General features: G+C 66.0%; 3 protein-coding genes. All 3 read left to right on the top strand.

All coding sequences use genetic code 11. The features are described from left to right. Positions 1-2270: condensation domain-containing protein (locus tag HNO86_RS27655; protein WP_175380101.1), on the top strand; the 2270-nt coding region annotated here is incomplete at its 5' end. Positions 2271-2361: 91 nt separating this feature from the next. Further along, positions 2362-12537 (top strand): non-ribosomal peptide synthetase, encoded by a 10176-nt coding sequence (locus tag HNO86_RS27650; RefSeq protein WP_175380100.1) that lies wholly within the window; start codon positions 2362-2364, stop codon positions 12535-12537. Beyond that, positions 12534-16334, top strand: a complete 3801-nt coding sequence (locus tag HNO86_RS27645) for a non-ribosomal peptide synthetase (protein ID WP_175380099.1) — start codon at positions 12534-12536, stop codon at positions 16332-16334. The genes HNO86_RS27650 and HNO86_RS27645 overlap by 4 nt, the downstream gene beginning before the upstream one ends.

Here is a 16334-nt window from a genome sequence, read left to right as displayed (position 1 = left end):
AGGTGTTCGCCAGCGGCGAAGCGCTGCCGGCGGATCTGGTGCGGCGTTTCATGGGTCAGCACCCGGCGGCGCTGGTCAACCTGTACGGCCCGACCGAAGCGGCCATCGACGTCTCGGTGTGGCGTTGCTCGATGGACGATGTGATCGTGCCGATCGGCAAACCCATCGCCAACCTGCGCCTGTACATCCTTGACGCGGCCATGCAACCGTTGCCCATCGGCAGCATCGGCGAGCTGTACATCGGCGGTGTCGGCGTGGCCCGTGGCTACCTGAAACGTGCGGACCTGACCGAGGAACGCTTCCTCGCAAGTCCCTTCATCGAAGGTGATCGCCTGTACCGCACCGGCGACCGTTGCCGCTTCCTTGCCGATGGCAACATCGAATACCTGGGCCGTCTCGACCATCAGGTGAAACTGCGTGGCCAGCGGATCGAGCTGGGCGAGATCGATGCCGCGCTGCTCGACCAGCCCGCCATCACCGGCGCCTGCACCCTGGTGCTCGATAACCGTCTGATCGCGTTCTACAGCAGCAACGCCCCGCAATCGGATCTGGGCGCACTGCTCAGCGCGCAATTGCCGGCCTACATGGTGCCAGCGGTGTGGGTCGAAGTACCGGCCCTGCCGCTGACCACCAACGGCAAGATCGACCGCAAGGCCCTCGCGGCGCTGCCCTTGCCGCAAAGCCAGGAAGCCCGCGTCGCACCGCGCAACGAACTGGAAGCGCTGTTTTGCCAGCTGTTCGGCGAGTTGCTGAGTGACATGCTGAGCAGAGGCCGCGAGGTCGGCACCACAGACAGCTTCTTCGCCCTGGGCGGTGATTCGATCCTCGGTCTGAAGCTGATTTCACGCCTGCGGGAACAGGGTTACTCGCTGACACCAAAAGACCTGTTCCGCTCGCCGACCCCGGCAGCCCTGGCCCAGGTGGCCAGCCCGCTGCTGACGCTGGCGGAACAAGGCGAAGTCACCGGAGCGATGCCGCTGATGCCGCTGCATCAATGGTTCTTCGATCAACAGCAGCCACACGCTGCGTACTGGAACCAGTCGGTGCTGGCCGACAGTGACCGTCGTCTGCAACCTGCGCTGGTCCAGGCAACCCTGGATCGCCTGGTGGCCCACCACGACGCCCTGCGCCTGCGCTTCGCCGAACAGGACGGACAGTGGCAGGCGCACATCGCGCCGGTCGACAAAGCGCAATTGACCCTGTGCGAACAACCCGGGCAACTGGAGCAAGTCGCCCGCAGCCTGAACCTGCAGGACGGCCCGCTGTTCGCCGCCGCGCTGCTGCAAGGCGAACCGCAGCGCCTGTATCTGGTCGCCCACCACCTGGTGGTCGATGCCGTGTCCTGGACGCCGTTGCTGGAAGATTTCCAGCAGCTGTACCAGGGCCTGGAGCGCGGCGAAACTCCAGCGCTGCCGGCGAAAACCACCTCTTACCGGCAGTGGGCCGAGCAGATGCGCGCCCACGGCGACAAGGTCGGCGCCGAACAGCGTTACTGGAATGTTCAAACGGCGCAGAACACAGCGCCTGCGGCCACGTTCGCCGAACGCCAGACCTTGTCCGCCCGTTGGGATGCCACCCGCACCCAGCAATGGCTGACCGAGTCCCACGCCGCCTATCGCACGCAACCGGAAGAGCTGCTGATCGCCGCCCTCGCCGCGACCCTGGCGCAAGCCGAGAAGCGCGAGGAGATTGTCGTCGATCTGGAGCGTCACGGCCGCGATGCGCCGTTCGAAGGCCTGGACGTCAGCCGCACCGTTGGCTGGTTCACCACCCTTTTCCCGCTGCGGGTCAAATCCAGCGGCGCCCCGGCCGAACGCGTGCGCGAGGCCAAGGAAGCCCTGCGCGCCGTACCGGGCAATGGCCTGGGCCACGGCCTGCTGCGCCAGCGCGGTGAGTTGCCGGCGAGCCGTGGCGATGTGCTGTTCAACTACCTGGGCCACGAGCAAGCGCCCGAGGGCTGGTTGCGCGCAAGCACGCTTAAGGCACCGGCGGAAGTGGCCGCGATCAACAAGGTCAGCCACGGCCGTGAAGTGGTGGCCTGGCTTGAGGAAGGCGTGCTGCACATCGAATGGCACAGCGTCACGCCCGATGCCGACAGCCGCCTGCCGGCGCGCCTGCTGGAACATTTGCAGGCGCTGGTCGCCCATTGCCTCGATCCGCAGTCGGGCGCGCTGATGCCGTCGGACTTCCCGCTGGCCAAGGGCATGAACCAGAAGTCCCTGGACATGTTGCTGAGCAAGCTCAAGACCAAACCGAATCCCCAAAGCTAGCGGGCGAGCCGGCGCGTGGGTGGAACTCGACCCACGCGCCCCTGCCTTCGCTCAACACGTTTTCAAGAATTAGCTACGGACCTGTCAAAGCATGAACAACATCGAAGACATCTACTCCCTTTCGCCAACTCAGCATGGCCTGTTGTTCCATAGCGTCCTCGAGCCGGATTCGCGGGTGTACTACCAGCAACTGAGCCTGGAAATCCAGGGCCCGCTGAACCTCGCCGCGTTCCGTGGTGCATGGCAGGCACTGATGCAGCGCCACGCGGTGATGCGCAGCGCGTTTCTCTGGGAAGACCTGGACGACGCCTATCAGGTGGTGCAGCAGGACCTCGCAGTGCCGCTGAGCCTGCTGGACTGGCGCGAGCGCGATGATCAACAAGTCGCGCTGGAACAGCTTGCACTGGACGAACGGGCCGAACCGCTGGAACTGAACGACGCGCCGCTGATGCGTGTGTCCCTGGTGCGTCTGGACGAACAGCGCTTTCACCTGACCTGGACCTTCCACCACATCCTCATGGACGGCTGGAGCGTGGGCATCGCCATCCAGGAATGGCTGGCGCTCTACTACGAACAGGCCCTGGGCCGCGCCGCCAACCTGCCGGCGACCCGCCCTTACCGCGACTACATCGCGTGGCTGGCGGAACAGGACATGGCCGCCACCGAAGCGTTCTGGCGCGAGCAGTTGCAGGACCTCAACGAACCGACTCCGCTGCCAGACTTCGCCGTGCGCCTGGAGCCACCGTCGAGCGCACCGTTCGCCGAGCGGGAAAGCCTGCTGCAAGCTGGTGAAACCGAGCAGCTGTCGAGCTTCGCCCGTCGCCATGACCTGACCGTCAACACCCTGATCCAGGGTGCCTGGGCGCTGCTGCTGGGCCAGCACGCCGGGCGCGATGACGTGGTTTACGGCGTGACCGTGGCCGGGCGTCCGGAGAACCTGAGCGCGGTCGAAAGCACCGTCGGCCTGTTCATCAACACCCTGCCGCTGCGGGTGCAATGGGCCGACAGCCCGACGCTGGTGGACTGGTTGCAACAGTTGCAGCAAGCCAACAGCGACCTGCGTCACCACGCCTACCTGCCGATCGGCAAGCTCAAGTCGATGAGCAAGATCGCAGCCGAGCGGGCGCTGTTCGATTCGATCCTGGTGTTCGAAAACTTCCCGGTCACCGACGCCCTCAATCAGGACGCCGATGGCCTGAGCTTCATCGCGCCGTCCAACGATCAGCAGGTCGACGGCATCACCCACACCCAGGGCCGCAACCACTTCCCGCTGTCGCTGATCGTGGTGCCGGGCGAGCAGCTGAACTACCTGTTCAGCTACGACCGCAAGCGTTTCAGCGATGCGGAGATCGCCGTGCTGTCGGCGCAACTGCGCGCGATCCTGCTGGCGATGACCGCACAGCCGCAATGCCGGGTTGCCGAACTCGACTGGCTGAGCACTGAAGAGCAGCAGCAATTGCTCGCCAAAGGCAGCGGCGCGAGCCTGCCGGTGCCGGAGCAATGCCTGCACCAGCGCTTCGAACAGCAGGTCGCCGCGAACCCTGAACAACTGGCGGTGCGCGACCGTCAGCTCGCCCTGACCTACCGTGAGCTCGATCAGCGCGCCAACCAGCTCAGCCAGCATCTGCGCGCCCAAGGCATCGGTGCCGACAGCCTGGTGGCCCTGGCCCTGGATCGCAGCGCCGATTTCGTCATCGCCCTGCTGGCCACCCTCAAGGCCGGCGCTGCTTACCTGCCGCTGGACCTGAAACAACCCGCCGGACGCCTGGCCGATGTGCTGGTGGACAGCCGCGCCGCGCTGCTGATCGGCGCTGCGCCTTCGGCTCAGTTGACCCGTCTGGCAGAGCATACCCCGGCGCTGTGGCTGACCGAGGCCGCGGCTGCAATCGCCACCCAACCGGACAGCGTGCCTTCCGTGACGCACAGCCCGGATGCTGCCGCCTACGTGATCTACACCTCGGGTTCCACCGGCACGCCAAAGGGCGTGGTGGTCGAACACCGGGCCATCGTTGACTACGTGACCGCCGTGCAGTCGGTGCTCAACCCGCCGCCAGCGGCCCGTTACGGCCTGCTGTCGAGCGTTGCCGCCGACCTCGGCCACACCCAGTTGTTCGGTGCCCTGTGCACCGGCGGCAGCCTGTTGCTGGTGGATGACGACAGCGGCTTCAGCCCGCTGGCACTGGCCGAACTGTTCAGCCAGCACCCGATCGATGTACTGAAAATCACCCCGAGCCATCTCGGCGGCCTGTTGCAGGCCTTGCCCGATGCCCGTCTGCTCCCAAGCGCGCTGCTGGTGTTCGGTGGCGATGCCCTGAGCCCGGCGCTGCTGGACAAGGTCAAAGGCCTGGCGCCGCAACTCAAGGTGTTCAACCACTACGGCCCCAGCGAGGCCACCGTCGGCGCTATTGCCACCGAACTGCCGACCGGTCTGCGCAGCATCGCCCTGGGCCGTCCCCTGCCCAATCGCCAATTACGGGTAGTCGATGGCAACAGTCAAGCGGTGGCGACCGGCGTGTCCGGCGAGCTGCTGATCGGCGGCGCGCTGGCTCGCGGTTATCTGCACCGTCAGGACCTCACCGATGAGCGCTTCATCGTCGACGCGCAGCAACAACGCTGGTATCGCACCGGCGACCGCGTGCGCTGGCTGGTGGACGGTCAACTGGCGTTCCTCGGCCGGGTCGACAGCCAGGTGAAGATTCGCGGCAACCGTCTGGAACTGGGCGAAGTCGAAGCGCAGATCAAGCGCCTGTCGCCCTTGATCGAACAGGCACTGGTGCGTGCCGTCGAACTGGACGGCGGCCTGCGTCTGGTCGCCTGGCTGGTGGCCAGCCAGTCGTTGTCGCCGGCCAAGTTGCGCGACGATCTGGCGATGCGCGTGCCGGACTACATGGTCCCGGCGCACTTCATCACCCTCGACGAACTGCCTCTGAACCGTAACGGCAAGGTCGACGCCTCGCGCCTGCCACTGCCGCAGAAAGCGGCCGACGACAGCGCCAGCCATATCGCTGCGCGCAACGAAGTCGAAGCGTTGCTGGCGCAGATCTGGCAGGACGTGCTGAAGCTCGATCGCGTGGGCGTGCAAGACAACTTCTTCGCCCTGGGCGGCGACTCGATCCTCAACCTGCAGATCATTGCCCGCGCCAACCAGCAGGGACTCAAGCTCACCCCGCGCCAGCTGTTCGAAAACCGCACCATCGCCGACATCGCCCGGGTGCTGGGTGCCGATGCCAGCAACGCCGTGGCCGAGAACCTGGCCGATGGTTATGAATTGCCCCTGGGGGCCGGTCAGTTGGCACGTTTGGAGCAAGGTTCGCTGGACGCCACCTGGCGTTGCGTGGCCCTCAGCCAATCCATCGACAGCGATCTGCTGAGCCAGGCGATCAGCGCCCTGCAACAGCACCATCAGGCCCTGCGCCTGGCACTGCAAGTCTCGCCTGAAGGCCAATGGCAGCAGCGCGTGATGGTGGCGGCCAAGGCGTCGGTGATCAGCCGTCAGACCCTTGAAGACCTCGACCAGACACGCCTGCAAACCCTGGCTCAGGCCGGCGTCGAGGCCCTTGAACTGAGCGCCGGACAAACCCTGCACGCCAGCCTGCTGGAGCATGGCGGCAAGCACTGCGTATTGCTCGCCGCCCACCCGCTGTGCGTGGACGAAGCGTCCTGGTCGCTGCTGCTGTCCGACCTCAACCTGGCGCTGGCGCAACTGCTGTACCAACGGCCGGTGCGCCTGGCTTACAACGGTGGCGACTTCACCCAGTGGACCCGCCATCAGCAGAGCCATGCACAAGGTGATGCGCTGGACGAGGCCTGGGAACACTGGCTGCAATTCGCCGGCATGGACGTGCTGCAACTGCCGGTCAGCCAGCAGGCCAGCGGTGTGATCGAACACACGTTGCCGGCGGACACCTCCAGCGACCTCAAGCGCCTGGGCGACGTGCTGCAACTGGACTGGAACAACCTGTTGGCCAGCGCCGTGGCCGAGCAATGCCGCGAAGTCGCCGGCGCCGGACTGATTGCCCTCAACCTGCACGACGCCCGCCCGGCAGCCGATCGCCTGCCGGTCAGCGCGCCGATTGCCGTGGCCGACCTGGACCCGGTACGCATCATCGGCGCCCTGGAACTGGCGGTGCCGTTCTACCTCCAGCCGCAGGGCGAAACCCTGCTGCAGCGCTTGCAGGCCACCGCCTCGCAGCTGCGCGCCTACCCGCAACACGGCGCCGACTACGGCGCCCTGCGTTACCTGTCGGACAACACCTACCTGCAGGAACCCCTGCGCGACCTGCCCGCCGCCCCTGTCGCCATCCGCTGGCTGGGCGACCGTGACGGCCATCGCGAACAACGCGCGATCCTGACCCAGGTCGAAGCGGCGCATCGGCCGTCGGCACCCCACTACGCACTGACCCTGGACGCCAGCTGGCAGGACGGTCGCCTGCACCTGCGCTGTGAAGGCACGCTGGCCGCTGACTGGGCACCACAACTGGTGCAACGCCTGACCGACCTCGCCGCCCTGCTCGCCCAGCCCGAGTTGCGCCCTGCCAGCGCGGCCTTCCCGCTGTGCCACAAGCAAGCGGCGACCCTGGCGGCCGAGCCGCTGGACTGGCCGAACATCGAGGACCTCTATCCACTGTCGTCGATGCAACAGGGCATGCTGCTGCACACCCTGCTGCAACCCCACAGCGGCATCTACCTGATGCAGCAACGCTACAGCTGGGACGGCGCCCTGCAACGCCCCGCCATGGAAGCGGCCTGGCAGCTGTTCCTCGACCGCCACCCGATGATGCGCACCGCGTTCTGGTGGCAGGAAGACCACGCGCCGCTGCAATGCGTGTTCCGCAAGACCGACCCGGCGTTCGACTGGCAGGACCTGCGCCACCTCGATGCCGAGCAGCAGCGCCTGGCCATGGACCAGGCCCTCGAAGCGCAGCGCCAGCAAGGCTTCGACATGGCCCGCGCGCCGTTGACCCACCTGCGGATTTTCCAGCTCGACGAGCGTCGTTTCGCCGTGGTGCGCAGCTTCCACCACATCCTCACCGATGCCTGGTGCTTCGGTTTGCTGATGGAAGACCTGCTGGCGATCTATCAGGCGATCGTGCGTCAGGAGCCGGTGGCGCGTCCGCTGTTCCGTTCGTTCCGTGGCTACATGAGCTGGCTGGAGCGCCACGACATGGCCGCGGCCCTGGCCTTCTGGCAAGCCGATCTCGCGGGCTTCAGCGAGCCGACGCCGTTGCACGTGGACAGCCCGCCGGCCCGTGCCGAGCAGGCGCCGGAAGCGGTCGGCGATCAGGACCGCACCCTGAGCATCGCCCAGACCCAGCGTTTGCAGCAGCTGTGCCAGCAATACCAGTTGACGCCCAACACCTGGATTCAAGGTGCCTGGGCCCTGTTGCTGTCGCGCTACAGCGGCAATCGCGACGTGCTGTTCGGCGTCACCGTGGCCGGTCGCCCTACCGATCTGGCCGGGGTCGAGGAAATGGTCGGGATCTTCATCAACAGCCTGCCGCTGCGGGTCGATGTCGACCCACAGGCGCTGGTCTGCGACTGGCTGCAGGCCCTGATGTCGCACAACGCGCAACTGCGCGAACACGAAAGTACCTCGCTGGTGGACATCCAGCGTTGCAGCGGTGTGCCGCGCGGCCAGCAACTGTTCGACAGCCTGGTGGTGTTCGAAAACGCCCCGCTGGATATCAGCAGCGTGCAACTGGACAACTTCAGCATCGACATCTACGAAGACCGGGTGCACACCAACTTCCCGATGACCGTGGTGCTCTACCCCGGCGATCGCCTGGGCATTCGCCTGTCCTACGACAACCAGCGTTTCACCGGCGAGACCGTCCAGCGCATGCTGGGGCATCTGGTGCAGTTGCTGACCAGCATGCTCGATGAGCCACATGCCACGCTGGGCAGCCTGCACATGCTGCCGTCGGCCGAGCGTCAGCAGTTGCAGGTGGAATACAACCGCAGCGCCGTGGATTTCCCGCTGGAGCGTGGTTATGCCGCGCTGTTCGCCGATCAGGTGCGCAACCGTGGGCAGCACATCGCCGCGGTCTGCCAGGGCGAATCGCTGACCTACGCCGAGCTGGACCGCCGCACCAACGGCATCGCCCGCGCGCTGCAAGCCAAAGGCGTCGGCCCGGAAACCCTGGTGGCGCTGTTTGCCGAACGCGGCCTGGCACTGTTGACCATGATGATCGCCACCCTCAAGGCCGGCGCCGCGTTCCAGGCGCTGGACATCCAGCAACCGCCTGCGCGCCTGGCGGAACTGCTGGAGCTGGGTGAAGCGCCGGTGCTGCTGGTGTGCGAACACGCCAAGGCGACCCTGGACAACGTCCTGCCGCAAATGGCCAGACAACCGACCTGCCTGATCACCCAGATCCTCTGGCAAGGCGCCGAGCAGCCGGCGGTCAGCTACGTCCACAATCCGGACCAGCTGGCCTACGTGATCTTCACCTCCGGCTCCACCGGCAAGCCCAAAGGCGTGATGGTCGAGCAGCGCGGCATGCTCAACAACATGTTCGGCAAGGTGCCGTCCCTGGGCCTGGGTGAGCACGACCGTATCGCCCAGACCGCCTCGGCGGCCTTCGATATCTGCGTGTGGCAGTTCCTCGCCGCGCCGCTGTTCGGCGCCACCGTGCACATCCTCCCGGATGCCCAGGCCCACGATCCGCTGGCCTTGCTCGATGCCGTTCAGGCGCACGGCCTGACCCTGCTGGAAACCGTGCCGGCGCTGATTCGCGGCATGCTCCAGGAAAGCCAGGCGCAACACGGTCTGAGCAGCCTGCGCTGGTTGCTGCCGACCGGCGAAGCCCTGCCACCGGCCTTGGCGCGAGACTGGTGCGCACGCTTCCCGAACATCCCGATGATGAACGCCTACGGCCCGGCCGAGTGTTCGGACGACGTGGCTTTCCATGCCATCACCCAGGCACCGGACGCCGATTGCCTGCATATGCCGATCGGCACGCCGACCGCCAACAACCAGATGTTCGTGCTCGATGCCGACCTGCGCATGGTGCCGATCGGTGTTCCGGGCGAGCTGTGTATCGGGGGGATCGGCGTCGGCCGCGGTTACCTGCGCGACCCGCAACGCACCCGCGAAGCCTTTGTCGATCATCCGTTCGAGCCGGGCGCGCGCCTGTATCGCACCGGTGACATCGGCCGGATGCGTGCCGATGGCGTGTTCGAATACCTGGGTCGTCGCGACCAGCAGGTCAAGATCCGTGGTTTGCGTATCGAACTGGGCGAAATCGAAAACCGCCTGATGCAGCACCCGGCAGTCAACAGCGCGGCGGTACTGGCCCTGCCCGACGCCCGTGGCGCGCTGCAACTGGTGGCCTGGTACGTGCTCGACAGCGCCGCCGAATTCACCAGCGAATCCGCGCAGCAGGTGCTCAGTGCCTACCTGGGCCAGCAACTGGCGGCCTACATGGTGCCGGCCCGCTGGCTGAATCTGGCGCAACTGCCGCTCAACCCCAACGGCAAGGTCGACCGCCGTGCCCTCGCCGCCCTGGACGTGCCGCTGGCCGAGCAGGATCAGCAACAACGCGTGGCGCCGCGCACGGAAACCGAGAAAGTCCTGGCCGAACTCTGGCAGGACATCCTCGGCCTGGACAGCGTCGGCGTGCACGACGACTTCTTCGCCATTGGCGGTCACTCCCTGTTGGCCACCCAGGTGCTGTCGCGGATTCGCCGTCGCCTGGAGGTCAATCTGCCGCTGCGCATCCTGTTCGAAGGCGGCACTTTGGAGCAGCTGGCCCAGGCGGTGGACCGCCAGCGTGAGGCGCAGAACGGGCTGGACAGCGAAAGCGAGATCGTCCCTGTCTCGCGTGACCAACTGCTGCCGCTGTCGTTCGCTCAACAACGGCTGTGGTTCCTCGACCGATTCGAAGGCCCGAGCGCGGCCTACAACATGGGTTCGGTGGTGCGAATGCGCGGTGCGCTGGACATCGGCGCGCTGCAAGCAGCCTTGCAGTTGGTACTGGAGCGTCATGAGTCGCTGCGTACCGCCTTCCAGCTCAAGGGCGACCAGCCTATCCAGGTCATCAGTCCGGCACCGACCGTCGACCTGACGCCGACCGATCTCTCGGCGCTGGCGGGCGATGCGCAGATGCAAACCCTGCAACGCCTGATCGACGAGCAGGCCGCGCGTGCGTTCGACCTGCAACAGGCGCCGATGCTGCGTGCCAGTCTGCTGCGCCTGGGTCAGGACGATCACGTGCTGCAAGTGGTGCTGCACCACATCGCCACCGATGCCTGGTCCATGGGCATCCTGATGCAGGAGCTGATCACCGGCTATCTGGCTTACAGCACTAGTTCGACGCCGGTCTTCGCGCCGCTGCCGATCCAGTACGCCGACTATGCCCACTGGCAACGCAGCGAACCGCAACAGCGCCTGCTGGCCCGCGCCATCGACTACTGGCGCCGTCAGCTGGAAGGCGCGCCGACCCTGATTCCACTGCCGCTGGACACTGCGCGTCCGGCCCGTCCGGATTATCTGGGCGCGTCCCTGCAACAACGCTTCACCCCGGCCCAGACCCGAGTGCTCAAGGCCTATGCCCAGGAACAGAAGGCGACGCTGTTCATGGTCCTGCTCAATGCCTTCAACAGCCTGATGCAGCGAGCCACCGGCGCCCACGATTTCATCGTCGGCACCGACCTGGCCAACCGCGAACACCCGGCGGTGGAGAACCTGATCGGCTTCTTCGTCAACGTGCTGCCGATCCGCGCGCGCCTCACCGAAGGCGAGGGATTCGACGCCCGCCTGCAACGCCTGCGCGACGACTGCCTGTCGGCGTTCCAGCACCAGCAGGTGCCGTTCGACAAACTGGTGGAAGCGCTGCAACCGCCGCGCACGCCGGGGGTCAATCCGCTGGTGCAGGTGCTGTTCGTGATGCAGAACACACCGGACACCAACGCCAGCCTGCCGGGCCTGGACATCGAGGAACATCTGCTGCCGGGTCAGGAGAGCAGCAAGTTCGACCTCGCGGTGTTCGTCGAGGAAGACGACGAGCAAGGCCTGAACGTGCGCTGGGTCTACCGCACCAGCGTGCTCGGCGCACCGACTGTCAATCGCCTGGAACAAGGCTTCGAAAATCTGCTGGAGCGTATCGTGACTGCACCTGAACAAGCCCTGCAAGACTGGTCGTGGCGCCTTGAGGGCAGCTCTGATCAAGCGCCTGCCCAAGCTGAAGCGCCGATGGACGATGCCGCCGCGCGCAGCGCCCGCAAGATGTCGAAGATGAGCAAGCTCAAGCAAACCCGCGCCTGTGGCGTGAGTCAGCTGGCCCATGAGCAGGTGCGCACCCGCATGCTGCTCGACGGCCAGGCGCTGCCGCTGGTGATCGAACCGCTGCTGGGCGATCTCGACCCGGTGCACTGGGCGCTGCAAGCCCGGCCGTGGATCAACGAACAGCTGCGCACCCACGGCGGCCTGCTGTTCCGCGGCTTCAACCTGCCCGACGCAGCTGCTTTCGAGCAGTTCGCGCAGGCCATCGAACCGGACCTGTACGGGACCTACGGCGACCTGCCGAAGAACACCTCCGGCAAGAACATTTACCATTCGACGCCGTACCCGGAGCAGCACATGATCCTGTTCCACAACGAGAGCTCGCACCTGCCGCAATGGCCGCGCAAGCAGTGGTTCTTCTGCGAGATCCCGGCGCCGCGCGGCGGCTGCACGCCCATCGTCGATTGCCGTCAGGTACTGGCACGCCTGCCCGAGGACATCGTTGCGCGCCTCAAAGCCAAAGGCCTGCTGTACGTGCGGCATTTCACCGACAAGCTGGACGTGCGCTGGCAGGACTTCTTCAAGACCGAAGTGCGCGAAGAAGTGGAGCGTCAGTGCCGCGAGACCGGCATGCAATGGGAATGGCTGGGCGCGGACAACCTGCGAATCGCCCAGCACTGCCCGGCCATCGTCGCCCATCCGGACACCGGTGAACTGTCGTTCTTCAATCAGGTACAACTGCACCACTGCGCGTGCCTGGAGCCTGAAGTGCGCAGCAACCTGATCAACCTGTTCGGCCTGGGCAACCTGCCGCGCAACGTCTATTACGGCGACGGCAGCGTGATCGAAGACGAGGTCATGGAGGTGATCGGCGCCGCTTACGAGGACTGTGCCGTGCGTTTCGCCTGGCAGAAAGGTGACATGGTGATGCTCGACAACATGCTGGTGGCCCACGCCCGCGACCCTTTTGAAGGCGAACGCAAGATCTGTGTCGCCATGGGGCAGATGATGAATCGTGAACAGCTCGACGCCGAGGTGCAGGCATGACCGCTTTCGAACAACGCGAAGACGCCTTCGCCCTGTCGCCGCAGCAACGCAGCCAGTGGTTGGCCGGGTTGCCGGCGGCGCGCCTGGAACTGGAGGTGTCCGGCGAGCTGGCGCTGGACCGTTTGCAGGAACGGTTGGCCGCTTTCAGCGCGGCCCACGAAGCCTTGCGCTTGCGGGTACGGCCGGAGCCGGGCTTGCAAGTGCCGTTGCAGGTCGCAGCGGCCGCTGCACCTGACGCCATCAGCGTCGAGGTGGAAAACCTGGCGAACAACCTGTACCGGGTGACCCTGCAACTGCCAGCATTGGGCGCCGACCGTGGCACCCTGCTGCGCTTGGCCGAAGCGCTGGGTTCGGGGTCTGTGCCAGCGTTCGATGACGAGGCCATGACCTACACCCAGTACAGCGCCTGGCTGCAGGACTTGCAGACTGATGAAGACGCCGCGCTGGGCCGGCAGTTCTGGTCTAGCCAGGCACTGGATGAGCAGGCTGGCAATGAGCTGCTTTATCGTCAGGTGCGCAGCGATCAGGCTGATGCGCCTGTTACGACTCGCCTGACGGCCAGCACCCTTTTGAGCACGGCACTGGACAGCTTTTGCCAGCGTCACGACGCGTCCCCCGAGCAGGTGTTGATGACCGCCTGGGGCGTGCTGCTGCAACGTCTGAGCACCGGCGACACGCCCGCCCTGACACTGAACTGGGTGCATGACTGCCGCGACGACTACGAAGAACTCGCCGACTGCTGGGGGCTGTTCGCCAAGGCCCTGCCCTTGCGCTTCGAGCCGGCCACCGACAGCCGCTTTGTCCAGGCGTTGACGGATTTGCAGGCACGTTGCGAAGCGGCCACGGAGTGGCAGGAGTACGGTGGCGCGGCCGAGGGTTCCCGTTATGGGTACCAGTGGAGCGCCAGCCCGGGTCAGCGCTTCGATTGGCTGGGCAGCAGTGCTGCGTCTTTCACGGTGCAGGATGTTCACGCCATACCTCCGGGCATCGAGTTGCTGCTGGTGGCTGAAGCCGTCGAGGGCGGCTATCGCCTGAACCTGTGCCATCTGCCGAACCGCTACAGCGAACAGGCGGCGCTGGTTCTGCTGGAGCAGTTGCAGTCGCTGGTGATCGATGCCGTCGGTGATGCCGGCAAGACCCTGGCCGAACTGTCGCTGCATTCGCCGACCTTCTCCATGACCCTGACTGAATTGCACGGCCCCGCTGCGGCGCAGGCCTTCGTCAGCGTGCCGGCGGGCTTCACTCGTTGTGCTGTCCAGTTCCCCGATCACTTGGCGCTGCGCGACCGGACTCAGCACCTGAGCTACGCCGAACTGGACGCGCGCAGCAATCAGCTGGCGCACTACTTGCGCGCCCAGGGCGTGGGGGCTGAAGACCGGGTGGCGTTGTATCTGGAGCGCTCGGCATCGATGGTTCTGGCGATGCTCGCCGTGCACAAGTGCGGCGCCGCGTTCGTGCCGCTGGACGTGCAACAACCGGCGCAGCGTTCCCTGGCGATTCTGCAACAGGCGCAACCGGTGTTCGTCCTCAGCGGTGCGGCCGGCAATGGCCCGGCCTTGCCTTCGGTGGGCAGCCTGGACTTGCGCGATACAGCGGCTTGGCATCAAAGCCCGATGACGGCACTGGATACCGAGATTCTCCCCCAGGACGCCGCCTATGTGCTGTTCACTTCCGGCAGCACCGGCACGCCAAAAGGCGTGATCGTCGAACATGGCCAGCTCGCCAGTTACATCGCCAGCGTGACCCGTCGCCTTGATTTGCAACCGGGGGAACGCAGCGCCGTGGTCACCGCGCTGGCGGCGGACCTGGGTTACACCCTGCTGTTCCCCGCCCTGCTCAGCGGCGGTGAATTGCACATTCTGGACAAGGACACCGCGATGAATGCCCAGGCTTGGGCGGACTGGCAAGCGGCCTATCCGATCGATCACCTGAAAATCGTGCCGTCGCTGCTCGATGCCTGGCTGCTGCACGGCCGCAGCGCCGCCGTGCTGCCACGCAAACAGCTGATCGTCGGTGGCGAAAGCTGCTCGCCGCGCCTGCTGCAAAGCCTGCGTGAATTGGCACCGTCGCTGACGATCTTCAACCACTACGGCCCCACCGAAACCACGGTCGGGGTGGCGATGCACCGGCTCGATCCGGCCTGCGATTACCGTCGCCTGCCGCTGAGCGATCGTCTGGACGGCATGCGTCTGTATCTGCTCGATGAGCAGCGGGAAGTGGTCGCACCCGGGGTCAACGCCGAACTGTATATCGCCGGCCCGCAAGTGGCGCGGGGGTATCTGGATGCGCAACAGAGCAGCGAGCGCTTTATCGAGGTGGCGGGCGAACGCCTGTACCGCACCGGCGACCTGGCCCGTTATCGCCATGACGGCAGCCTGGAAATCAGCGGCCGTGCCGACCGCCAGGTGAAGATCCGTGGTTTCCGGGTGGAGCTGGACGAGATCCAGGCACAACTGGCGAGCCTGCCGGGCGTGGCCCAGGCGGCGGTGGAATGCCTGGCCAAGGGTGAATGGGGTCAGCAGTTGTTCGCCTTCCTGACCCTGGCGCCGGGACAATCGGTGACCGTGGCGCAACTGCACGGCCAGGCCCAGGATCGCCTGCCGGACTACATGCTGCCGGCATTGCGGATCGTCGAAGCGCTGCCGCTGATGGGCAACGGCAAGCTTGATCGCAAGACCTTGCAGCAATGGGCCGACAAGGTGCTCGACAGCGTCGGCAGCGCCCTGCCGCGCACGCCGCTGCAAGCTCTGCTCGCTGAGGTCTGGGCGCAAGTGCTGGGGCTCGAACGGGTCGGTATCGACGATGACTTCTTTGAACTCGGCGGCCATTCGCTGGCGGCGGTGACCCTGGCCAGCCGCTTGCAGACCGTGCTTTCGGCTCCGGTGACGGTCAATGCCGTGTTCACCGCGCCGAGCGTTTCGGCGTTCGCCGCGCTGGTGCAGGCCGAGCTCAAGCTTTCGCCGCTGGTGAAGCTGGCGACGCAGGATAACGTCGCGGCGCCGAACCTGTTCTGCTTCCACCCGTCCACCGGGCACGTGCAGGACTACCGCGCGCTGCGCTCACCGTTGCCGGCGTGGAATCTGTGGGGCTTGCAGGCGGCTTATCTGACCGACGACAGCACGGCGCTGGGCGGCGATATCGACAGTCTGGCTGCGCTGTATGTCGAGCATCTGCGCGAGCAGCAGGCGCAAGGGCCCTATCACCTTCTGGGCTTCTCCCTCGGTGGATTGCTGGCGATTGCCGCCGCCGCGCACCTGGAGCGCGCGGGTGAACAGGTGGCCTTCCTCGGGATTGTCGATTCGCAGTACCAGCATCAGGCGCCGGAAGACAGCGTCGAGGCGCTGCTGGCCTCGGCCGTGCCGGCCCTGACCGCGGACAGCCAGACGCTGATGCGCCAGCTGCCACCGGCGGTTCTCACAGCATTGACCGCGCAACTGCAAGCCCTGGCACCGGCCGCTCGCCTGCCGGAACTGGTGCAGTGGGCGCGTCAGCAAGGCCTGCAACTGGATGGCGACAGCTGGGAGCACCTGCAAACGCGGCTGCGCTACCAGCAGCATACCCAGCATCTGTTGGCGACCTTCCAGCCGCCACGGCTAAGCTGTGACGTGCATCTGTGGTGGGCCAGCGACACCCTGGCCGACAGCGCCTTCGTCGACCCGCACTGGGAACGCCTGAGCAGCGGTCGATTGACCCGCGAAGTGATCCAGGCACAACACTTGACCATCCTCGAACAGACCACTCTGCATCAGCAGCTGGGTGCGCAGCTCGAGGCCTTCACCCCACGCGGAGCGGTTTGA

Source organism: Pseudomonas sp. C1C7 (genome assembly GCF_013359595.1).
Classification (GTDB): Bacteria; Pseudomonadota; Gammaproteobacteria; order Pseudomonadales; family Pseudomonadaceae; genus Aquipseudomonas.
The sequence above is the reverse complement of the archived record's forward strand: the minus strand, read 5'-3'. Positions and strand labels throughout refer to the sequence as shown.